The organism is Mesorhizobium sp. B2-4-12, assembly GCF_006441575.1.
Taxonomy (GTDB): Bacteria; Pseudomonadota; Alphaproteobacteria; order Rhizobiales; family Rhizobiaceae; genus Mesorhizobium.
The window spans coordinates 79,290-100,548 of the sequence record NZ_VFVC01000012.1; the positions used below are offsets into that span (position 1 = coordinate 79,290).

Below are 21,259 nucleotides of genomic sequence, written 5' to 3' on the forward strand. Positions count from 1 at the left end.
GATGTATGTCGCGGTAAAGGGCGGCGAAGCCGCAATCGCCAATGCCCACAGCCTGCTTGCCGATCGCCGGCGCGGCGACCGTTCGGTGCCGGCGCTGCGCCTCGACCAGATCGTCGAGCAGCTGGCGCTGGGAGTCGACCGGGTGATGAGCGAAGGCTCGCTCTATGACCGTGAACTCGCCGCGCTCGCCATCGCACAGGCACGCGGCGACATGATCGAGGCGATCTTCCTGGTGCGCGCCTATCGCACCACGCTGCCGCGCTTCGGCTACAGCAAGCCGATCGACACCGGCACAATGCTGGTCGAGCGGCGCGTCTCGGCGACCTACAAGGACCTTCCCGGCGGACAGTTGCTCGGCCCGACTTTCGACTACACGCACCGCCTGCTCGATCCCGGGCTGGCCGCAGGCGCCGATGTCGCCGAACCCTTGCGGCGCGACACGGAAGTGCAGCCCATGCCGCGCGTCTCGGCCATCCTCGCCCGCGAAGGCCTGATCGAACCGGATGGCGAGATGCCGCAGGACCATGTCCCCGGCGACATCACCCGCGAGCCGCTGGAATTTCCGATGGCGCGCGATATCCGCCTGCAGGCGCTGTCGCGCGGCGATGAGGGCTTTCTGCTGGCGCTCGGCTATTCCACCCAGCGCGGCTATGCCCGCAACCATCCCTTCGTCGGCGAGATCCGCATCGGCGAGGTCGAGCTGGAGCTTGACGTTCCCGAACTGCCCTTTGCCGTGCCGCTTGGCACGGTGCGGGTCACCGAATGCCAGATGGTCAACCAGTTCAAGGGCTCGGCCAAGGCGCCACCGCAATTCACCCGCGGCTACGGTCTCGTCTTCGGCCAGAGCGAGCGTAAGGCGATGGCCATGGCGCTCTGCGACCGGGCACTGCGTGCCTCCGAACTCGGCGAGGATATCGTTGCCGCCGCGCAGGACGAGGAGTTCGTCATCTCGCATTCCGACAATGTCCAGGCGACCGGCTTCGTCGAGCATCTGAAGCTGCCGCACTATGTCGACTTCCAGGCCGAGCTCGACCTCGTACGCCGCATGCGCGCCGAGTATGAGGCCCGCGAAACCCCCACGAAGGCGGAAGAGAAAAGGGAGGCCGCGGAATGATCGACGGCCTGTCACACATGACCTTCATCGTGCGCAATCTCGGCCGGATGACCAGGATTCTCGAGGGCGTGTTCGATGCGCGCGAGGTCTATGCCAGCGATGCCGAACAGTTCTCGCTGTCGCGCGAAAAATTCTTCCTGATCGGCGACATCTGGATCGCCATCATGGAAGGCGAGCCGCTGCCGGAGCGCAGCTACAATCACGTCGCCTTCAAGATCGATGACGCCGATTTCGACCGCTATGCCGAGCGCGTCGGCAAGCTCGGGCTTGAGATGCGCCCGCCGCGCCCACGCGTCGAGGGTGAGGGCCGCTCGATCTATTTCTACGACGACGACAACCACATGTTCGAACTGCACACCGGGACGCTGAACCAGCGGCTGGCGCGCTATGCCAAAGGACTGGAAGTCTCAGCATGACCGACATCGCCAGCTACAACTTCGCCTATCTCGACGAACAGACCAAGCGGATGATCCGCCGCGCGATCCTGAAGGGCATCGCCATCCCCGGCTACCAGGTGCCGTTCGCCTCGCGAGAAATGCCGATGCCTTACGGCTGGGGCACCGGCGGCGTCCAGGTCACCGCTTCGATCATCGGACCGGACGATGTGCTGAAGGTCATCGACCAGGGCGCCGACGACACCACCAATGCCGTCTCGATCCGCGCCTTCTTCAAGAAGGTCGCCAATGTCGCGGTGACCACCGATACGGCCAGCGCCACCATCATCCAGACCCGCCACCGCATCCCCGAACATCCGCTGAGTGCAGGCCAGGTTCTGGTCTACCAGGTGCCGATTCCTGAACCCCTGCGGTTCCTCGAACCGCGCGAAACCGAGACGCGGAAAATGCATGCGCTGGAGGAATACGGCCTCATGCATGTGAAGCTCTATGAGGACATCGCCAAACACGGCCGCATCGCCACCACCTATGCCTATCCGGTCAAGGTCGAGGGCCGCTATGTGATGGATCCCTCGCCGACGCCGAAATTCGACAACCCGAAAATGCATCGCTCGCCGGCCCTGCAGCTGTTCGGCGCCGGCCGCGAAAAGCGCATCTACGCGGTGCCGCCCTTCACCGACGTGGTCAGCCTCGACTTCGAGGACCATCCGTTCGAGATACAGACCTTCGACCAGCCCTGCGCGCTGTGCGGGGCCGAGAATGTCTATCTCGACGAGGTCATCCTCGACGACCATGGCGGCCACATGTTCGTTTGCTCCGACACCGACCATTGCGAGAAGCGGCGCGAAGACGGCCATCGCGGTCATCTTGCCCCCGAAAGCCTTCTTGCCTCGGAAAAAATGGAGGCGGCACAATGACCGACGAACCGCTGCTCCGCGTCTCGGCGCTTTCCAAATTCTATGGCTCGCGCGTCGGCTGCGACAACGTTTCGTTCGACCTGTGGCCGGGCGAGGTTCTGGCTGTCGTCGGCGAGTCCGGTTCCGGCAAGACGACGCTGCTCAACTGCCTGTCGACGCGGCTTTTGCCTTCCTCCGGCACCGCCAGCTATCGTATGCGCGACGGCCAGTTCCGCGAGCTCTACCGCATGAGCGAGGCCGAGCGCCGATTCCTGATGCGCACCGACTGGGGCTTTGTCCATCAGAACCCGGCCGACGGCCTGCGCATGACGGTGTCGGCCGGCGCCAATGTCGGCGAACGGCTGATGGCCGTGGGCGACCGGCACTACGGCAAGATCCGCGCCACCGCCGTCGACTGGCTGTCGCGAGTCGAGATCGAGGAAGACCGCATCGACGACGAACCGCGCGCCTTTTCCGGCGGCATGCGCCAGCGCCTGCAAATCGCCCGCAACCTCGTCACCGGCCCACGCCTGGTGTTCATGGATGAGCCGACCGGCGGCCTCGATGTTTCCGTGCAGGCGCGCCTGCTTGATCTCTTGCGCGGGCTCGTCACCGATCTTGGCCTGGCCGCCATCGTCGTCACCCACGACCTCGCCGTGGCTCGGCTGCTGTCGCAGCGGATGATGGTGATGAAGGACGGCCGCGTCGTCGAAAGCGGCCTCACCGACCGCGTGCTCGACGACCCGCGCGCGCCCTACACCCAGCTTCTCGTTTCCTCGATTCTGCAGGTTTGATCATGCTCGCTCCGGCGTACCCCCCTCTGGCCTGCCGGCCATCTCCCCCTCAAGGGGGGAGATCAGCGGCTCTTTTGCCTCGCTCATTCTGCAACGTTGAATATTGGCGAAAGCCGACGCGACATCCGATCTCCCCCCTTGAGGGGGAGATGGCCGGCAGGCCAGAGGGGGGCGCTTGGCTCCACGCAGGATCACTATCGAATGGCGACCGGAGGACTTTCTGATGCCAACCCCGCTCGTTGTCTCCGATGTCGCCAAAAGCTTCACCATGCATCTGCGCGACGGCATCAAATTGCCGGTCGTCGCAGCTGTTTCGTTCTCGATCAAGGCTGGCGAATGCACGGTGCTAGGCGGTCCCTCCGGGGCCGGCAAGAGCTCGATCCTGAAAATGCTTTACGGCAACTATGCCGTCGACGAAGGCCAGATCATCGTCAGCCATGAAGGCGGCCTGATCGATCTCGCCAATGCCAGCCCGCGCACCGTGCTGGCCGTGCGCCGGCAAACCATCGGCTATGTCAGCCAATTCCTGCGCACCGTGCCGCGCGTCTCGGCGCTCGATGTCGTGGCCGAACCGCTGGTCGAGCGCGGCGAAGAACGCGAGATAGCCAGAGGCAAGGCACGCGCCTTGCTGGCGCAACTCAATTTGCCGGAAAAACTGTGGGCGCTTCCACCGGCGACCTTCTCGGGCGGCGAGCAGCAGCGCGTCAACATCGCGCGCGGCTTCATCACCGAACATCCGATCCTGCTGCTCGACGAGCCGACCGCATCTCTCGACGCAACGAACCGCGACGTGGTGATCGAACTCATCGCCGCCAAGAAGGCGACAGGCGTCGCGCTGCTCGGCATCTTCCACGACCATGACGTGCGCGAAGCGGTCGCCGACCGCGTCATCGACGTCACCGCCTTTGCTCCGGGAAAACTCGCCGCATGACCAGGAAGTTGTCCGAGACGCCGTTGGTCCACCCGACGGCGGAGGTACACAATTCGACACTCGGCCGCTGGACCGAGATCGCCGACCGCAGCCGGGTTTCGGAAAGCGAGCTCGGCGACTATTCCTACATGATGCAGGACTGCGCCGTTTGGTGCGCGACGATCGGCAAGTTTGCCAACATCGCCGCCAGCGTCCGCCTCAACGCCACCAACCACCCGACCTGGCGGCCGACGCTGCACCACTTCACCTACCGCGCCTCGGACTATTGGGACGATGCCGAGCACGAGAGCGAGTTTTTCGCGCAGCGCCGTGCCAAACGCGTCACCATCGGTCACGACACCTGGCTCGGTCACGGCTCGACCGTGCTGCCCGGCGTCACCGTCGGCGATGGCGCCGCGGTCGGCGCCGGTGCGGTGGTCTCCAGGGATGTCGCGCCTTACACCATCGTCGCCGGCGTGCCGGCCAAACCGATCCGCGAGCGCTTCGACCGCCGCACCGCTGAGCGCTATCAGGCGCTGGCCTGGTGGGACTGGGACCATGCGAGGCTGCGTGCTTCGCTCGACGATTTTCGCGAACTCGAGGCCGAGGCGTTTCTGGAGAAGTACGGCGGATAACCCAGTGCATCGTTGTTGAGGAGGGGTCGTTTCATACCCTTGACACAGGACTCGGACAGGACGCCATCTCCCAAGGAGATCGCCATGCTCGACACTGTCAGACCCTCGCTCGCCGGATTCTTTGCCGGCTACAATCCGACGCCGCCGGCGCACCTTGGCACGCGCTACGATGCATCGGGCAACTTTCTCCTCGAGCCCGGCAACACCGTCGTCAGCCATCTGGTCGGCGGCTCGCCCTCCGAAGCGGTGGTGCTGGCCGTGCGCGATCGGATGACGGCAATGCCGGATGCCGACCGCCTTGCCTTCACGCCGGTCTCCAGCCTGCACATGACGCTGTTCCAGGGCATCATCGAATATCGCCGCCGCTTGCCTTACTGGCCACAGGATGTGCCGCTCGACACCAGCATTGACGCCATGACCCGCCTCTATCTGGAACGCCTGAAGGGTTTCGAAGGCTTGCCTCCCTTCAACATCAAGGTTATCGAGGTCGTGCCGACCGGCCTTACCGTTGCCGGCGCGACGGACGAGGACGTGCGCATCATGCGCGAATGGCGCGACGCACTCGCGGTGCCGTTCGGATACCGGCACCCTGATCACGAAACCTACGTCTTTCACATCACCTTCGCTTATCAGATCCAACGGCTTGCGGATGACAGGGCGTCGGCATGGCAGGCGCTGTTCGACGATTGCCTTGCGCTTTTCGTACGGCAGGCCCCGGTGATCGAGATCAAGCATCCCGCATTCTGCGCGTTCCATGACATGAAGCATTTCGAGGAACTGCTGGTGCTCGGCTGATCGTCCCCTCCAAACGCCTGGCGCAGGCCTGTGGGTAGTAACAAAACTGACATCAATCCGACACCGCAGGTTCATGGCGCTGCGCTAGCGAAGACCCAACAGACCTTCAATCGCGACTGGACTGGAGCCCGGCCCCATGTCAGCTACCTCTGCCACGCTCGAAATCCGCGGTGTCAGCCGACGATTTGGCAAGAACACCGCCGTCAGCGACGTCAACATTTCGATCCCGCAGGGTCAGATGGTCGGTATCATTGGCCGTTCCGGCGCTGGCAAGTCGACCCTTCTTCGCATGATCAACCGTCTTGTCGATCCCAGCCAGGGGTCGATTTTTTTTGACGGCGCCGAGGTCTCCGGGCTGCGTGGTTCGCCACTGCGGCGCTGGCAGCGCGACTGCGCCATGATCTTCCAGCAGTTCAACCTGGTGCCGCGTCTCGACGTGCTGACCAACGTGCTGCTCGGCAAACTAAACCATCGTTCGACCCTGTCCAATCTTCTGGGCATGTTCTCGCGCGCCGAATGCGCCGAGGCGGTCGCGGCGCTGGAACGGCTCGACATCGCGCCCACGGCGCTCCAGCCCGCCGGCACGTTGTCGGGCGGACAGCAGCAGCGCGTCGCGATAGCCCGCGCCATGATGCAGCAGCCCAAGGTGATCCTCGCCGACGAGCCGATCGCCTCGCTCGACCCGCTCAATGCCAAGGTGGTTATGGATTCGCTGCAGGACATCAACCTGCGCGAAGGCATCACCGTCGTCACCAACCTGCACACGCTGGACACCGCCCGCGCCTATTGCAACCGCATCATCGGCATGGCCGCCGGCAAGGTCGTCTTCGACGGTCCGCCCGAAGAACTCGACCGCGACGCCGTGCGTCTTGTCTACGGCGCCGATGCCAATGGCAGCGAAATCTCGGAGGCCATCACCTCGACCAGCGTTGCCTACAAACAAAAGATTACCGCATCCGCCGGACCGCTCGAACCCGCTTTCCCGGGATACTGAGCCCATTATCCCGAAAAGTGGAATTCGTTTTTCGGGAAAGATCATGGGCCAAGAAAAGCCGTACTGGATCGTCCGCCCGCGTCAAGGGCACCGTCAAAATCAAGAACGCTGCCGGCGCGGGGCCGGAACCTACAGGAGAGACGTCATATGTTCAGGAAAATGATTTTTGGCGCCGTTTCGGTGCTCGCGATGGCCACCAGCATGGCCCATGCCGCCGACATGAAAGAATTCCGCGTCGGCATTCTCGGCGGTGAAAACGAGACCGACCGCCTGCGCAACTACCAGTGCCTGGCCGACCACCTGAAGACCGAGTTCGGCTTCGAGAAGGTCTCGCTGTTCCCCGCCGCCGACTATGACGGCGTCATCCAGGGCCTGCTCGGCGGCACGCTCGACTTCGCCGAGCTCGGCGCTTCCGGCTATGCCAGCGTCTACATCAAGGACCCGAAAGCCGTCACCCCGATCCTCACCACCAAACAGACCGACGGTTCCACCGGCTATTACTCGATCGGCATGGCGCTGAAGTCCTCGGGCATAAAGGACATCATGTCGGCCAAGGGCAAGAAACTCGGCTACGCCGACCCGGACTCGACTTCGGGCTATCTGATCCCGCTGACTCAGATTCCGAAGACCACCGGCATGCCGAACGACAGCTTCTTCGCTTCGACCCAGTTCAACGGCGGCCATGAGAACAACGTTCTGGCCGTGCGCGACGGCAAGGTCGATGTCGCTGTCGACGATTCCTCGGGCATCGGCGACTTCAAGAACGGCTACAGCTCCGGCACCTTCCACAAGGAAGTCGCCAAGGGTGCCGTCGATCCGAACGACTTCGTTGAAGTCTGGCGCTCGGGCCTGATCCCGAACGGCCCGCTGGTCGTGCGCACCGCGCTCGGCGACGAGATGACTGCAAAGCTCACGGCCTTCTTCACCGACCTGCCCAAGAAGGACAAGGCTTGCTTCGAAGGCGTCGAAGGCGGCGATTTCACCGGTTACGTTCCGGTGAAGCCGGACTTCTACAGCGTCATCGTCGAAGCCCGTAAGGCAGCCATCGGCGGCTGATGATGAAATCGGAAAGGGCGGTGCTGAAAGCGCCGCCCTTTTTGCATCCCCGATCATGACCCTTTCCGTTCCCGCCCCTTCCGGCGCCCCCCACCAGATGGCTGATGCCTGGCGACGCCAGACGTCGCTTCGCCGCTTCTATACGGCGTTGGGCGTCGCCCTGCTGCTCGTGGCGATGTTCGCCAGCATGTGGTTCGCCGACGAAGCCAATGCCGGGCATTTCTTCGACCGGCTGCCCCACCTTCTGGATTTCCTGAGCTGGCTTGTTCCCAAGGATTGGAACGACGTCTGGCGGGCCCTGTTCGACATCGCCTCGCCACATGATACCGGCACCCAGGAATTCAACTTCCCGCTCGGCCGCGTCTATATCTGGGGCGGGTTCTACGTCCCCGAATATTTCGAGCTGATGCTGACCACCGTGAATGTGGCGCTGGTCTCGACCTTCGTCGGCTTCGTCTTTGCCGTGCCGTTCTCCTTCATCGCGGCGCGCAATCTGACGCCCCATCCGGTGCTGCGGCTGATCGTCAAGCGGTTCATGGAACTGCTGCGCGCCTTCCCCGAGATCGTCATCGCCGGCCTGTTCGCGGCCATCGTCTCGATCGGTCCGATCGCCGCCATCATCGCCATCGGCCTGCACTCCATCGGCGCATTGGGCAAGCTGTTCTACGAGATCAACGAGAACATCGACATGCGTCCCGAGGAGGGCCTGCGCGCCGTCGGCGCCAACTGGTTCGAGCGGGTGCGCTTCGCCGACCTGCCGCAAGTGCTGCCCAATTTCATGTCCTACACGCTGCTCAGAATTGAGATCAACGTGCGCGCTTCGACCATCATCGGCGCGGTCGGCGGCGGCGGTATCGGCGAGGAACTGAAGCTCTCCATCTCGCGCGGCTTCGGCGCCAAGACGCTGGCGCTGGTCCTGCTCCTGTTCACCACCATCTTCCTCGTCGACCAGTTCTCTGCCTGGCTGCGCCGCAAGCTGGTGGGCGAACAGGCCTTTATGATGAACGCCTAGAGCCGGATGATTTCAGGTCGAGTCGACCTGAAATCTGAATCCGTCTCTAAATCAAAAAGTTAGAGCATGATGTCGTCCGAAAACCGCTTCACACTTTTCGGCATCATGCTCTAGACCGTTTTTCGGAAGAGATCATGGTCAACCAGAAAGACAAGACATGGCCGCGATGACCGCCGACGAAATCCTGTCGATCGAGGAGCGTTACCCGCAGGTGTTCCGTCGCCCGGCCTACAAGCGCTACGGCCCGCTGTTCCTGGTCACGGGCACAATGCTGTACCTCGTCTATGCGATGTGGTTCTTCAGCCTGCCTCAGGTGCTAAGGGAATCGCACTGGGAGCGCCTGCCGCTCTTCCTTACACAGTGGATCAGCTACGATCTGCAGCCGGAATTCCGTCTTGATCAACCCGAGATCACGCCAAAATATCCGCGCTTCTCAGCCCTTGGCGATAATCCGAACCCCGACTGGGTGATCAGGAACCCGGACGGCACTTTCACCGTGCAAATAGATGGGCCGGCAAAATCCGTCACCTTCGACAAGACGCAGGCGACGATTACCGCCCACGGCCAGACGGTTCCCGTCTCGCTGACCAGTGGCAAGCCGGTGGTCGAGGGCCAGGTGCCGGACTGGATCACCGCGCATGATGACGAGGTGGTGGCCAGTATGGGCTTCGTTGGCGAGGTTCGCGTCACCGTCGATCGGGTCAAGGTGCGCAAGCGCTTCCTCGGCTGGGCGAATTTCGTCTTCGACACACGCTCGCCCTTCTTCGGCAAGCCCGCCGGCGAAGTGATCTCGCTGATCGTATCGGGCCCTGAACTGAAGCCGGGCACTTCGAACCTCGCGCTTGCCGGCGACAACATCTGGAACAACGCCCAATGGCAGCACGGCGATGTCTGGACGAAGCTGCTGCAGACCATCGTCATGGCGTTTCTCGGCACGCTGCTCGGCGGCATCGTCGCCTTCCCGCTGGCCTTCTTCGCCGCCCGCAACATCACGCCGAGCGGCGCGCTCAGCCAGGTGCTCAAGCGCTTCTTCGACTTCATGCGCTCCGTCGACATGCTGATCTGGGCGCTGTTCTTCACCCGCGCCTTCGGCCCCGGGCCGCTGGCCGGCAGCGCGGCGATCTTCTTCACCGAGATCGGCACGCTCGGCAAAGTCTATTCGGAAGGTCTTGAGAACATCGACGACAAACCGCGCGAAGGCATCAAGTCGACCGGTGCCAACGGCCTGCTGGTGCAGCGTTATGGCGTAATGCCGGAAGTCATACCCATCTTCATCAGCCAGACACTCTACCAATGGGAATCCAACACAAGGGGCGCGACCATTATCGGCGCCGTCGGTGCCGGCGGCATCGGCCTGAAATTGTGGGAAGCCATGCGCACCAACTCCAACTGGGCCAACGTCTTCTACATGGTGCTGCTGATCCTGCTGGTCGTCTTCATCTTCGACAACATCTCGAACTTCCTGCGCCGTAGGCTGAGCCGGACCATCCACGACTACAACAGGATGCAAGCCCGGCAGGGTTGATCAACGCCCTGCTTGGTAGCGGCCCGCGCCGCCTTCGTCATCCACGGGCGGAGCAAGGAGCGAAGCGACGCGGCGCAGACCCGAGGATCCATGCCGTCACCTAAGCCGTAGAATATAGCGATGCAGAATTCTGAACCGTTGCGGAGCATCGAGGTCGCGGCATGGATCCTCGGGTCTCCGCGTCCGCTTCGCTCCCGCTCCGCCCGTGGATGACGAAGGGAGGAGCCTAAGCCGCCTTCTTCCACCCGTTCCGGATGTGCTTGTAGCCATCCCGATAAACCGCCTCCGGCGTTTCGGAAAAATCGCGCCACACCTTGGTCGCCGCCGCCAGGTCTTTCAACGAGCGGCCAAAGGCCTCGATCGTCAGCCAGTCGTCGTAGCCACTCTTGCGGATGGCCGCGAAAGTCTCCTTCCACTGGATGTTGCCGCGCCCCGGCACGCCGCGATCGTTCTCCGATATGTGGATATGCACGATGTTGCCGCGATGCTTCGTGTAAGCTCCGATCGGGTCGGCCTCCTCGATGTTGGCGTGGAAAGTGTCGTACATCGCCTTGATGTGCGGGCGGTCGATGGCGTCGATATGCTCCGACAGGTCCGCCATCGTGTTGACGAGGTAGCATTCGAAACGGTTGAGCGCCTCGAGCCCGATTGTGACGTTCCGCTTGCCGGCATGGTCGCCGATGGCGCGTTGCGAAGCAATCGAGCGCTTCTTCTCCGCTGCCGTCGGCCCGCTGCCGGAAAAGGCGCCGAGCGTCGAATGCAGCGGTCCGCTCAATGTGCTCGCGCCAAGTGCATCGGCGCAATCGACAGCCCATTTCATATAGTCGATTCCCGCCTTGCGCGTTGCCGCGTCGGCCGAGATCAGGTTCATCGCCGGATCGCCCATCGCCGAAACCGCGGTCCGCTCCAGCCCGATGCGATCGAGCAACTCGCCCAGTTTCCTGTAGTCGTCGGGCGTGCCGGCGAAGACCGGTATCTCGACGCCGTCGAAGCCTGTCGCCTTGATGTCGCGAAGCAATGGCTCGTGCTTCTTCGATACCGCCGTCGTCCACAAGAACATGCACATGCCGATTTTCATCGACGCTCCTCCCCACTTTAAGCCCGCCGGGTTTCCAAGCTTCAGATCAGGCCGAGCCAAAATGGTCGTTTCCGGGAACCGGAGCGTACTTTTCGCACGTGAACACCGGAAGCGCAGGAACAGCCGCTTGCAGGCCGGCATCACCTGAAGATCGGCACGCCGGTCAAAGCTTCGTCCACGCTCCGTTTTTCTTGGACGACTTCACGCAGGCCTCGATGAAGGCCATACCTTCGACGCCGTCCTCGATGGTCGGGAAGACGACATCCTTTGCCGGCTTGCCGCCCTTGCGGCGCGCCGCGCGGATGGCCCGCGCCGCTTCCTGATAGATGTTGGCGAAACCTTCGAGATAGCCCTCGGGATGGCCTGACGGCACGCGGCTGACGCGGCCCGCCACCGGCAATGCGCCGGCGCCGTTGCGGGTGATCAATTGCTTTGGCTGGCCGAAGGGCGTGTACCAGAGATAGTTCGGGTCGGCCTGCACCCATTCCAGCCCGCCCTTCGAGCCATAGATGCGCAGCTTCAGGCCGTTTTCATGGCCCGGCGCCACCTGGCTTGCCCAGATCATGCCCTTGGCCGGATGCGTTTTTCCGTTCGGCTTGAAGCGCAGCATGACGTTGACGTTGTCGTCGAGTTGCCGTCCCGGCACGAAGGCATCGAGATCGGCCGACAGGGAGTCCAGCTCCAGTCCGGAAACGAAGCGAGCAAGATTGTAGGCATGCGTGCCGATGTCGCCCAGAGCCCCGCCGGCGCCCGCCTGTTTCGGATCGCCGCGCCAGGATGCCTGCTTCTGGCCGGTGGCGGCGAGATCCTCGGTCAGCCAGTCCTGCGGATATTCGGACTGCACGATACGGATGTCGCCGAGCATGCCCTTGGCCACCATCTCGCGCGCCTGCCGCACCATCGGATAGGCGGTGTAATTGTGCGTCAGCACGAACACCTTGCCGGTCTTCTCGACGATCGCCGCCAGTTTTTTTGCTTCGGCCAGCGTCGTCGCCAGCGGCTTGTCGCAGATGACGTGGATGCCGGCCTCGAGGAAGGCCTTGGCTGCCGGCACGTGGACATTGTTGGGGGTGACGATGGCCACCGCCTCGATACCGTCGGTACGCTTCGCCTCGGCCTTGGCCATCTCGGCGTAGGACGCATAGCTGCGGTCCGGATCGAGCCCGAGTTCGGCCGCCGAAGACTTGGCGCGGGCGGGGTCGGAAGAGAGTGCACCGGCAACCAGCACGAACTCATTGTCCATGCGCGCCGCGATGCGGTGCACCGCGCCGATAAAGGCGCCCTGGCCGCCACCGACCATGCCATAGCGGATCGGGCCGCCTCCCGTTTCCGACTTCGATGCGCCGACCATTTTTTGTTGTCTCCCTCGTTGTGCTTACCTCCCCTTGAGGGGAGGTCGATCCGCGCAGCGGATCGGGTGGGGTCGTAGGCCGAAGATCTCGGCCTGAACCTATCCCTCCCGGCGCTAAATGCCCATCATTGCGCGCAGCAGCTTCTTGTCGGTGGTGCCGCCGGCGAAATCGTCGAACGCCCTCTCCGTCACCCGGATGATGTGATGCTGGATGAAGGGCGCGCCCTCTGCCGCGCCATCCTCCGGATGTTTCAGGCAGCACTCCCATTCCAGCACTGCCCAGGAATCATAATCGTACTGCGTCAGCTTGGAGAAGATGCCGCCGAAATCCACCTGCCCATCGCCCAGCGAGCGGAAGCGGCCGGCCCGATTTACCCAACCCTGATAGCCGGAATAGACGCCTTGCCGGCCGGTCGGATTGAACTCGGCGTCCTTGACGTGGAAGGCCTTGATGCGCTCGTGATAGATGTCGATGAATTCGAGATAGTCGAGCTGCTGCAACAGGAAGTGCGACGGATCGTAGTTGATGTTGCAACGCTTATGGCCGCCGACCGCATCGAGGAACATTTCGAAGGTGGCGCCGTCGAACACGTCCTCGCCGGGATGGATTTCGTAGCCGACATCGACGCCATTGTCCTCATAGACATCGAGGATCGGCTTCCAACGCTTGCCGAGTTCGGCGAAGGCCTCCTCGATCAGGCCGGCCGGCCGCTGCGGCCAAGGGTAGAGGTAAGGGAAGGCCAATGCGCCGGAGAAGGTCACAGAGGCATCGAGGCCGAGGTTGCGCGACGCCTTGGCGCCGAAGGTCATCTGCTCGACCGCCCATTTCTGTCGCGCTTGGGGATTGCTGTGCACCGAAGCCGGCGCAAAGCCGTCGAACTGCGTGTCGTAGGCCGGATGCACCGCCACCAATTGACCCTGCAGATGCGTCGACAATTCGGTGATCTCCACGCCGGCATCGGCACAGATGCCCTTCACCTCGTCGCAATACGCCTTGGAGGACGCCGCCTTCTCAAGGTCGAACAGGCGTCGGTCCCAGGTCGGGATCTGCACGCCCTTGTAGCCGAGACCGGCAGCCCATTTGGTGATCGAGGCCAGCGAATTGAATGGCGCGGCATCGCCCGCGAACTGCGCCAGAAACAGCCCGGGACCCTTCATTGTCGTCGGCATAGGCATCCTCCCCTTCTTTGTCGACCAAGCATAGCGCTGATTGAAAACAGGGCCAGCCACTTTGGTCTTTCGCATCGTGCGCTTTGCAGGCATTGCCATTCTGGTATTACCAAATAGGGGAATTTGGTCAAGCCTCACAATGGTTCGGCCAAGCCCTCCGCACATCCGGGATATCGGCACATATTGCAATATAATCAAGGGAATAATTCGCATGCCGCGTTACGCCGCCACGCTTCTTGCCGTTCAGGAGAATTTGCTGTAGACCTCGCCTCAGGCCCAATTGGTCGAACCAGTTTGCGGGGAAGGGCTGGGGAGGCCTTGGGGAGGAACGCTTGCGTCGTCTTTCGGCGATGCATGTCGCAGGCAAACCATACGGACCAATTTGGAAGGACAGACCATGCATCTTTCGACGCACAACTGGATGCGCGCGGAACCCCTGGAGACCACGCTCAAGCGCATCAAGAAATTCGGCTATGAGTCGATCGAGATTTCCGGCGAGCCCGAGCAATACAAAACCAAGGAGACGCGGGCGCTCTTGAGAGAGCATGGCATCCGCTGCTGGGGTGCGGTGACCTTGATGCTGGGCGAGCGCAACCTTGCCGCCAGGGACCAGGGCCAGCGCGAGCGCTCCGTACAGTACGTCAAGGACGTGCTGACCATGGTCAGCGAACTCGATGGCGAGATCATCACCCTGGTTCCGGCCACGGTCGGCAAGGTGGTTCCTGACGGCACCGAGGAAGAGGAATGGAAGTGGGTGGTCGACGCAACCCGCGAATGCTTCAGCCACGCCAAGAAGGTCGGCGTCAAGATCGCCGTCGAGCCGCTCAACCGCTTCGAGACTTATCTGTTCAATCGCGGCGCCCAGGCGCTGGCACTGGCCGACGCGGTCAGTCCGGAATGCGGCGTCTGCCTCGACGCCTACCATATCCACATGGAGGAATTTAACGTCCATGACGCCATCCGGCAGGTCGGAAAGCGGCTGTTCGACTTCCATGTCGCCGACAACAACCGCTTCGCCGCAGGCCTCGGCCAGATCGACTGGCCAAGGATCGTCGCCACTTTGAAGGAAGTCGGCTACGACGGCGCGCTGACCAATGAGTTCGTCGCTCCGGTCGACCGCACGCCGGCGGCACCCTATCCCGACATGGTCGAGCGCCACCCGGTCGATATCTCGCCCGAGCAGTTGAAGTTCATCCAGGACCATGGCTCCAGCGTGCTCACCGAGAAATTCTACACCGACCAGATGCGCATTACCGCCGAAACGCTGCTGCCGCTGATCAAGTAGTCGACTGTCTCTGGGAAATTTGCCCTTCCGCCTCGACCGGCGGCAGGGCTGGGGAAAAACATGCGCATCAAGACTGTCCAGGCCTGGTGGGTCCGCATCCCGATCGAAGCCGCGCGGCAGCACCGCAGCGACTTCGGCCAGGTGACGACCTTTGATGCCGCCATCTTACGCATCGGGACCGATGACGGGCTGGTCGGCTGGGGCGAAGGCAAGAACGCCGCCGGCAGCGCCGGCAGCTACAGCGCCCTCGTCCATATGCTGAACCATGAGGTCGGGCCGCAATTGATCGGCCGAGATCCAGCCGATATCGGCGTCATCTGGGAGATGCTCTACAACGGCGTGCGCCACGACGGTGCGGCCCGCGCCGGCCACGCCATGCCGCAGTTGGCGCGGCGCGGCATGAGCATTGCCGCCATCAGCGCCGTCGACATCGCGCTCTGGGACATACTGGGCAAATCGCTCGGCCAACCGGTCTGGCGGTTGCTCGGCGGACGCAAGGTCGATCGCATGCAGGCCTATGCCTCCGGCGGCTGGGCGTCCGCCGATGCCATCGGCGAACAGTTGAAATCCTACATCGCCCAGGGCGGCTTCAAGGCGCTGAAGATGCGCGTCGGCGCCATGGATCGCGCTGCACACATTTCCGCGGCCCGCGTGCGCGCCGCCCGCCAGGCGATCGGCCCCGATGTCGAGTTGATGGTCGATGCCCATGGCACCTATACGGTGGCGGAGGCCAAGCGCTTCATCCATCTCGTCAACGACCTTGATCTCGCCTGGTTCGAGGAGCCTGTGATCGCCGACGACAAGCCGGGCATGGCGGAAGTGCGTGCCTCCAGCGCTGTTCCGATCGCCACCGGCGAGAGCGAGGCGACGCGCTATGCCTTCCGCGATCTCGCAATGCTCAAGGCCGCCGACATCTTCCAGCCTGATCCCGCCTTCTGCGGCGGCATCAGCGAGGCGATGAAGATCGGCACCATCGCCAGCGCCTTCAACCTGCGCTTTGCACCGCATCTATGGGCCGGCGCGCCCTGCTTCTTCGCCGGGCTGCATGTCTGCGCCGCATCGCCATCAAGTTTCACCGTCGAATATTCGCTCGGCGCCAACCCGATGATCCACGATCTGATCGAAGAGACTGTCGAAGCAAGGGACGGTATGATAGCGATCCCCGAAAAGCCCGGATTGGGGTTCACCATTTCGGAGCGGTTCCTGGAGGCGCACGCGCAACGCAATTGACGATGAAAGAAAAGAACCTTCTCGCGGAACTCGCCGCCTATCTGTTCTCCCACTCCGACAACGAGACGGGCCGTACACCGTCGGAACGTGAGCTGGCTGAGCATTTCGGCGTCAGCCGCGGCCAAATCCGCGAGGCGCTGGCCATCCTCGAAGCCATGCGCATCGTCGAGCGCCGGGCCAAGTCAGGCATCTATATCGACACCAAGCAGGCGAGCGTCGAGGCGCTGGCGCTGTTCGCGCGCGCCGGCCTGCCGCTTGATCCCCTGCAGATCTACGAAACGGTCGAATTGCGCAAGATCCACGAGATCAAGGCCGCGGAGCTTGCCTGCTCGCGCGCCACCGAGGAGAATTTCGAACGGCTGCGCGAAATTCTCAAGGTCTCCGAGGAGCGCATCGCCGCGGGCGAAGGCCTCGCCAAGGAGGACCGCGAGTTTCACCTCGAGATCGTGCGTGCCACCAAGAACGGCGTCTTCCACAACATCTGCAGCGTCTATTATCTGATGGGCGAGCAGCGCCTGCCGATCTACTTCAACGATCCCGAACGCAGCGTGCGTTCACATGCCGAGCATGTGCAGATCTACGAGGCGCTGCTGCGCCGCGACGGCAATCTCGCCCAGGCGCTGATGAGCGCCCATCTCCAGGGCGCGGAAAGCTACTGGAAGGGGCTGATCGAAGGCGGCAAGACGGTTGCGCCCGCGAGCCCGGCGCTCGAAAAGGCCTGACCGTGGCCCGGTCCGTGCCGAAGATCCTGTCGACCCATCCGCTGCATCCGCGCGCTTCCGCCAGGCTCGCCGGCGCCGGTCAGCTCGTCATCGCCTCGGCGCTCGATGCCGGCACTCTCACCAGGGAGGCCAGGGACGCCGACATCGTCATCGTGCGCGCCCCGCTGCCGCCGGCACTGTTCGAGGGCGCCTGGAAGTTGAGAGCGGCGATCCGCCATGGCGCCGGGCTCGACATGATCCCGATGGAGGCGGCGACCGCGGCCGGCGTGCTGGTGGCCAACGTGCCGGCGGTTAATGCGCGCTCGGTGGCCGAACATGTCATGTTCACCGCACTTGCGCTGCTGCGGCAATTCCGCCGGGTCGACCGCGACCTGCGCGCCAAGGGCTGGCTAGCCGGACGCGAGCATGCCAACGCCAATATCGAGCTTGCCGGCAAGACCATCGGCATTGTCGGCCTTGGCGCGGTTGGGCAGGCCGTCGGCCATATCGCCGCGCACGGCTTCGACCTGAAGGTCGTGGCGACGACGCGCAGCATGCAGCCGGCGCCGGAGAAGGTCGGCTTCCTGTCGATCGACGCGCTGGTCGAGCAGAGCGACATCATCGTGCTCTGCTGCCCGCTGACGCCGGAAACGCGCGGCCTGATCAGCCGCGAGCGCATCGCCCGCATGAAACCCGGCGCGCTGCTGATCAACGTCTCGCGCGGGCCGGTCGTCGACGACGACGCGCTGATCGAGGCCTTGCGGGAACGCCGCATCGGCGGCGCCGCGCTCGACGTGTTTTCGACGCAGCCATTGCCGCCAGACCATCCCTATTTCGGCTTCGACAACGTCATCATTACCCCGCATATGGCAGGGATTACCGAGGAATCGATGATGCGCATGGGGATTGGCGCGGCGGGCGAGGCCTTGCTGGTGCTGGCGGGCAAACTGCCGGTCAATCTGCGCAATCCGGAAGTGGTCGATCACTACCGGCGACGGTTTCCGCTCGACATATAGCGCATTGCGGTTTCGCCCTGCCGATCAGCCGCCCAGCAGCCCCTCCACTTCAGCGGCAATCCGCAGCAGATGCCGATCATGGCCATTCCGTGCCACCAGCATCAGCCCGGCCGGCAGCGTCATGTCAGGCATCGGCAGCGAGATCGCGCAGAGGTCGAACTGGTTGGCGATCTGTGTGTTGCGCAGCAGCAGGCCTTCGAGATGGTCGCGCAGTTCGGCACTTTCGTTCATGGAAAGGATGGTCGGCGCCGTCACCGGCGTGGTCGGCAGCGCCAGCACATCGACCGATGCCAGCCGCTCGCCCATGGCGGCGACGAGCGCGCCACGGCGTCGCAGTGCCCTGATATAGACCGGCGCCGGCAGCATCACCGCGCGCGACAGGGGGCCGCTGACATGGGGATCGACCGGCACCGATGCACCCGTCGCCAGCCAGTCGGCATGGATCTCGGCTCCTTCCATGGCGGCGATCGAGCCGCGCTTGGTGGCTGCGCGCAAATCCGCGATCATGTCGTCGATTGACAGATCCGCAATGCGCGCGCCAGCCTGTTCGATCTTGCCTAGACAACGCTCGAAGGCCGCGGCAATCTCGCCGTCCGTATCTCCGAAAAGAACGCCGCGCGGGATGCCAACGCGAAGCCCGGCGAGTGCAATGCCCGCCAGTTCGCTCGGCATCCCGCCGGCCATCACCGCATCGGCAGCGGCACAGTGCGCGACCGTTCGGGCAAGCGGCCCGATCGAGTCCAGAGTGCTCGACAGCGGAAAGGCACCGGCAAGCGGCACGCGCCGTGCCGTCGGCTTGAAGCCGACGACGCCGTTGAGCGACGCCGGAATGCGGATCGACCCGCCGGTATCGGAGCCAATCGAGATGTCGCTCGTCCCCTCGCCGACGGAAACGCCAGCGCCGGACGACGAACCGCCGGGAATGCGGCTGGCGTCGGCGGCATTGCCTGGCGTGCCGTTATGCATGTTGTCGCCGATCGCGGTGAAGGCGAATTCGGTCATGTTGGTCTTGCCAATGATCACCGCGCCAGCCTGCCTTAACCGGCTAACGATGGCGGCATCGCGCAGCGGGGGCGCGGCGGTCTTGCGCATCAGCGAGCCGACCGTGGTCGGCTCACCGGCCACATCGAACAGATCCTTGATCGAGACGATCGTGCCATCGAGCGGTCCAAGCGTCACGCCGGCTCGGCTGCGGGCGTCGCTGGCGTCGGCCGCCGCGCGCGCCGGCTCCGTGTAAATCCTCGTGAAAACGCGTTCGTCGCCGGCGCGGGCGGCAAGGCGCGCGAGAATAATTTCGAGATGATCGCGGACGGATTGCATTGTCGGTGTCGGACTCCGGACTGCCTGAACGTCTTAAGATGAGAAGCCAGTTGCATGGCTTGCCGAGACTTAACCCGGCGAAGGCGGTTTTGCACCCCTGCCGGATGCGAGGAAGAAACGATGCTCTACAGAGGCAGCTGTCACTGCGGCAAGGTCGCCTTCGAATTCAAGGCGAAGCTGACCGGTGTCGTGCGGTGCAATTGTTCAATCTGCTCGCGCAAGGGCGCGCTCCTGTGCGCCGTCCCGCATGAAAGCCTGACAGTCCTCGCCTGGGGTGATGACCTCAGCACCTATACATTCGGCAATCATGCCATCGCGCACCGTTTCTGCCGCACCTGCGGCATCCACCCTTTCGCCGAGGATGTCCACGAAGGCGGTCAACGCAGCGCCTACATCAACCTCAACTGTGTCGAGGGTATCGACATTTCCGTTCTGTCGATCTTCGACTTCGACGGTCGGTCGGCCTGAGCCTCTCGCTCGTTCCGGCGGGAACAATCCGATGCCGCAACCCGCTTTGTTGCCGTCACCAGAACGGCATCGGCCCGAAAACCGTGACGGTTCTCGGGCCGCTGCCGGGAATGGCTGTCGGCGGACGCTATTCGGCCTGCTTCGGGCCGCGCAGGAACACCACGACCGCAGCCAGCAGTGTTGCGATGCCGCAATAGGCGAAGGCGCTGGCGACGCCGGCATGGTCGACCAGCAGGCCGCCGAAGACGGCGCCCAGCGCGATCGCCACCTGGAAGGTCGCCACCATCAGGCCGCCGGCGCTTTCAGCCTGGTCGGGCGCGGCCCGGACCAGCCAGCTTTGCAGCCCGACCGGGACGGCGCCGAAGGCAAAACCCCAGGCAGCGACGGCGGCGGCGGCGATCGTCGGCGAAGCGCCGAAGATCAGCATCGAAGCGGCCGCCAGGGCAATCAGCAAAGGGGCCAGCGCCACTGCCGTCTTGAGGCTGCGTTCGGCCAGGATGCCGCCGGCGATATTGCCGAAGAAACCGCCAACGCCATAAGCCAGAAGCACCAGCGAGATCGTCTCGATGTCCAGCACCGGCACCTTTTCGAGGAAGGGACGGACATAGGTGAAGCCGGCAAAGTGCCCGGACGCGACCAGCAACACGACCAGCAGGGCCACCCTGATCGACGGCCGCTCCAGCACCTGGAGCAAGGTGCGGAAGCTCGCGACGCCAACCGGCGGCAGCTTCGGAATGGTGGCCAGTTGCACCAGCAGCGCCAACGCACCGACGATGGTCGCGATCCTGAATGCCGTGCGCCATCCCCACAAATCGCCGACATAGGCGCCGACAGGGGCGGCGGTGACGGTGGCCAGCGAAACGCCGGTCAGGACGATCGACATGGCGCGTGGCATCAGCCGCATCGGCACCAGCCGCAGCGCCATCGCCGCCGACATCGCCCAGAAGCCGCCCAATGCGACGCCGAGCACCACGCGGGCAAGCAGAAGCATGGGCAGCGACGAGGCGAAGGTGGCCAGAAGGTTGGACAAGATCAAGAACGCCGTCAGCATCCACATCACCAGCCTGCGATCCATGCGCCCTGTGACGATGGCCATGGTGGGCGCGGCGATGGCCCCGACGATGGCGGTTGCGGTCACCGCCTGGCCGGCGACACCTTCGCTCACACCGAGATCGCGTGCCATCGGCGTCAGCAGGCTGGCGGGCAGGAATTCGGCGGTGACGAGGCCGAAGACGCCAAGCGCGAGCGAAACCACGGCACCCCATGCCGGCTCGGTTCGTTCATCGGATTCTGCGGGATTGAGAAGTGCGGCGTCGATGACGCCTGTCACGGGTTCGGCCATGCTCAGTCTCCGATCTGTTGGCAGCGCCACATAGGAAACGGCCGGCTGGGGCTCCACCCGTTACAGGACTCGCCATCACGGTTTGGCTAGGGGCCGGTCGTCGATTTGTTTGCGGCGCAACGTTAAGCTGCACTGCAACATAAGGAGTGACGGGCTGGAGTTTCCATGCTAG

Annotated in this window: 21 protein-coding genes; 16 read left to right on the forward strand and 5 right to left on the reverse strand. The window is 63.6% G+C overall.

Annotation, left to right across the window (positions count from 1 at the left end):
- Position 1 precedes the first annotated feature (1 nt).
- The 11 genes from FJ934_RS10125 (at position 2) to phnE (FJ934_RS10180) (ending at position 10,126) form a co-directional block, all read left to right on the forward strand.
- Positions 2-1,114 (forward strand): carbon-phosphorus lyase complex subunit PhnI, encoded by a 1,113-nt coding sequence (locus FJ934_RS10125; RefSeq protein ID WP_140609282.1) that lies wholly within the window; start codon positions 2-4, stop codon positions 1,112-1,114.
- Positions 1,111-1,530 (forward strand): FosX/FosE/FosI family fosfomycin resistance hydrolase, encoded by a 420-nt coding sequence (gene fosX / locus FJ934_RS10130; protein ID WP_140609284.1) that lies wholly within the window; start codon positions 1,111-1,113, stop codon positions 1,528-1,530. The genes FJ934_RS10125 and fosX overlap by 4 nt, the downstream gene beginning before the upstream one ends.
- Positions 1,527-2,426, forward strand: coding sequence for an alpha-D-ribose 1-methylphosphonate 5-phosphate C-P-lyase PhnJ (locus tag FJ934_RS10135; protein ID WP_140609286.1), 900 nt, complete (start codon positions 1,527-1,529; stop codon positions 2,424-2,426). The genes fosX and FJ934_RS10135 overlap by 4 nt, the downstream gene beginning before the upstream one ends.
- Positions 2,423-3,199, forward strand: coding sequence for a phosphonate C-P lyase system protein PhnK (gene phnK, locus FJ934_RS10140; RefSeq protein WP_015315654.1), 777 nt, complete (start codon positions 2,423-2,425; stop codon positions 3,197-3,199). Before FJ934_RS10135 ends, phnK begins: the two co-directional genes overlap by 4 nt.
- Before the next feature lie 223 nt (positions 3,200-3,422).
- Positions 3,423-4,130 (forward strand): phosphonate C-P lyase system protein PhnL, encoded by a 708-nt coding sequence (gene phnL / locus FJ934_RS10150; RefSeq protein WP_140609288.1) that lies wholly within the window; start codon positions 3,423-3,425, stop codon positions 4,128-4,130.
- Positions 4,127-4,744 (forward strand): DapH/DapD/GlmU-related protein, encoded by a 618-nt coding sequence (locus FJ934_RS10155; protein WP_140609290.1) that lies wholly within the window; start codon positions 4,127-4,129, stop codon positions 4,742-4,744. Before phnL ends, FJ934_RS10155 begins: the two co-directional genes overlap by 4 nt.
- Before the next feature lie 84 nt (positions 4,745-4,828).
- Positions 4,829-5,539 (forward strand): DUF1868 domain-containing protein, encoded by a 711-nt coding sequence (locus FJ934_RS10160; protein WP_140609292.1) that lies wholly within the window; start codon positions 4,829-4,831, stop codon positions 5,537-5,539.
- A 136-nt stretch (positions 5,540-5,675) separates the two neighbouring features.
- Positions 5,676-6,533: a phosphonate ABC transporter ATP-binding protein gene (gene phnC, locus FJ934_RS10165; RefSeq protein ID WP_140609294.1), complete on the forward strand. Its 858-nt coding sequence runs from the start codon at positions 5,676-5,678 to the stop codon at positions 6,531-6,533.
- A gap of 147 nt (positions 6,534-6,680) precedes the next feature.
- Positions 6,681-7,589, forward strand: a complete 909-nt coding sequence (phnD, locus tag FJ934_RS10170) for a phosphonate ABC transporter substrate-binding protein (protein WP_140609296.1) — start codon at positions 6,681-6,683, stop codon at positions 7,587-7,589.
- Positions 7,590-7,644: 55 nt separating this feature from the next.
- Positions 7,645-8,601, forward strand: coding sequence for a phosphonate ABC transporter, permease protein PhnE (gene phnE, locus FJ934_RS10175; RefSeq protein ID WP_140609298.1), 957 nt, complete (start codon positions 7,645-7,647; stop codon positions 8,599-8,601).
- A 157-nt stretch (positions 8,602-8,758) separates the two neighbouring features.
- Positions 8,759-10,126, forward strand: a complete 1,368-nt coding sequence (gene phnE, locus FJ934_RS10180) for a phosphonate ABC transporter, permease protein PhnE (protein ID WP_140609300.1) — start codon at positions 8,759-8,761, stop codon at positions 10,124-10,126.
- Positions 10,127-10,352: 226 nt separating this feature from the next.
- Here phnE (FJ934_RS10180) and FJ934_RS10185 read toward each other — a convergent pair whose 3' ends face one another.
- The 3 genes from FJ934_RS10185 to FJ934_RS10195 all read right to left on the reverse strand — a co-directional run bounded on the left by FJ934_RS10185 (position 10,353) and on the right by FJ934_RS10195 (position 13,725).
- Complete coding sequence (locus FJ934_RS10185) at positions 10,353-11,204, reverse strand: sugar phosphate isomerase/epimerase (protein ID WP_140609302.1); 852 nt, start codon at positions 11,202-11,204, stop codon at positions 10,353-10,355.
- A 163-nt stretch (positions 11,205-11,367) separates the two neighbouring features.
- Positions 11,368-12,555, reverse strand: a complete 1,188-nt coding sequence (locus FJ934_RS10190; protein WP_140609304.1) for a Gfo/Idh/MocA family oxidoreductase — start codon at positions 12,553-12,555, stop codon at positions 11,368-11,370.
- Positions 12,556-12,669: 114 nt separating this feature from the next.
- On the reverse strand, positions 12,670-13,725 hold the full coding sequence (locus FJ934_RS10195; RefSeq protein ID WP_140609306.1) for a sugar phosphate isomerase/epimerase: 1,056 nt from the start codon (positions 13,723-13,725) through the stop codon (positions 12,670-12,672).
- Positions 13,726-14,122: 397 nt separating this feature from the next.
- Between FJ934_RS10195 and FJ934_RS10200 the strand changes: the two genes are divergently transcribed.
- From FJ934_RS10200 to FJ934_RS10215, 4 genes are read left to right on the forward strand one after another with little or no spacing between them, the layout of a single operon-like run.
- On the forward strand, positions 14,123-15,010 hold the full coding sequence (locus tag FJ934_RS10200; protein WP_140609308.1) for a sugar phosphate isomerase/epimerase: 888 nt from the start codon (positions 14,123-14,125) through the stop codon (positions 15,008-15,010).
- 60 nt (positions 15,011-15,070) lie between these two features.
- Positions 15,071-16,240 carry a mandelate racemase/muconate lactonizing enzyme family protein gene (locus FJ934_RS10205; RefSeq protein WP_140609310.1) on the forward strand — a complete coding sequence of 390 codons (1,170 nt, stop codon included), beginning with the start codon at positions 15,071-15,073 and terminating at the stop codon, positions 16,238-16,240.
- Positions 16,241-16,242: 2 nt separating this feature from the next.
- Positions 16,243-16,962 carry a FadR/GntR family transcriptional regulator gene (locus tag FJ934_RS10210; RefSeq protein ID WP_140609312.1) on the forward strand — a complete coding sequence of 240 codons (720 nt, stop codon included), beginning with the start codon at positions 16,243-16,245 and terminating at the stop codon, positions 16,960-16,962.
- 14 nt (positions 16,963-16,976) lie between these two features.
- Complete coding sequence (locus FJ934_RS10215; RefSeq protein ID WP_140609314.1) at positions 16,977-17,957, forward strand: hydroxyacid dehydrogenase; 981 nt, start codon at positions 16,977-16,979, stop codon at positions 17,955-17,957.
- A gap of 24 nt (positions 17,958-17,981) precedes the next feature.
- Here FJ934_RS10215 and FJ934_RS10220 read toward each other — a convergent pair whose 3' ends face one another.
- Entirely contained in the window at positions 17,982-19,277 is a 1,296-nt protein-coding gene (locus tag FJ934_RS10220) for an amidase (RefSeq protein ID WP_140609316.1), read from the reverse strand.
- A 120-nt stretch (positions 19,278-19,397) separates the two neighbouring features.
- On the opposite strand from FJ934_RS10220, the gene FJ934_RS10225 reads away from it, so the two are divergent.
- Positions 19,398-19,745 carry a GFA family protein gene (locus tag FJ934_RS10225; RefSeq protein ID WP_140609318.1) on the forward strand — a complete coding sequence of 116 codons (348 nt, stop codon included), beginning with the start codon at positions 19,398-19,400 and terminating at the stop codon, positions 19,743-19,745.
- A 127-nt stretch (positions 19,746-19,872) separates the two neighbouring features.
- Here the strand turns inward: FJ934_RS10225 and FJ934_RS10230 are convergent, their stop codons facing one another.
- Complete coding sequence (locus FJ934_RS10230; protein WP_140609320.1) at positions 19,873-21,087, reverse strand: MFS transporter; 1,215 nt, start codon at positions 21,085-21,087, stop codon at positions 19,873-19,875.
- Positions 21,088-21,259: the final 172 nt, after the last annotated feature.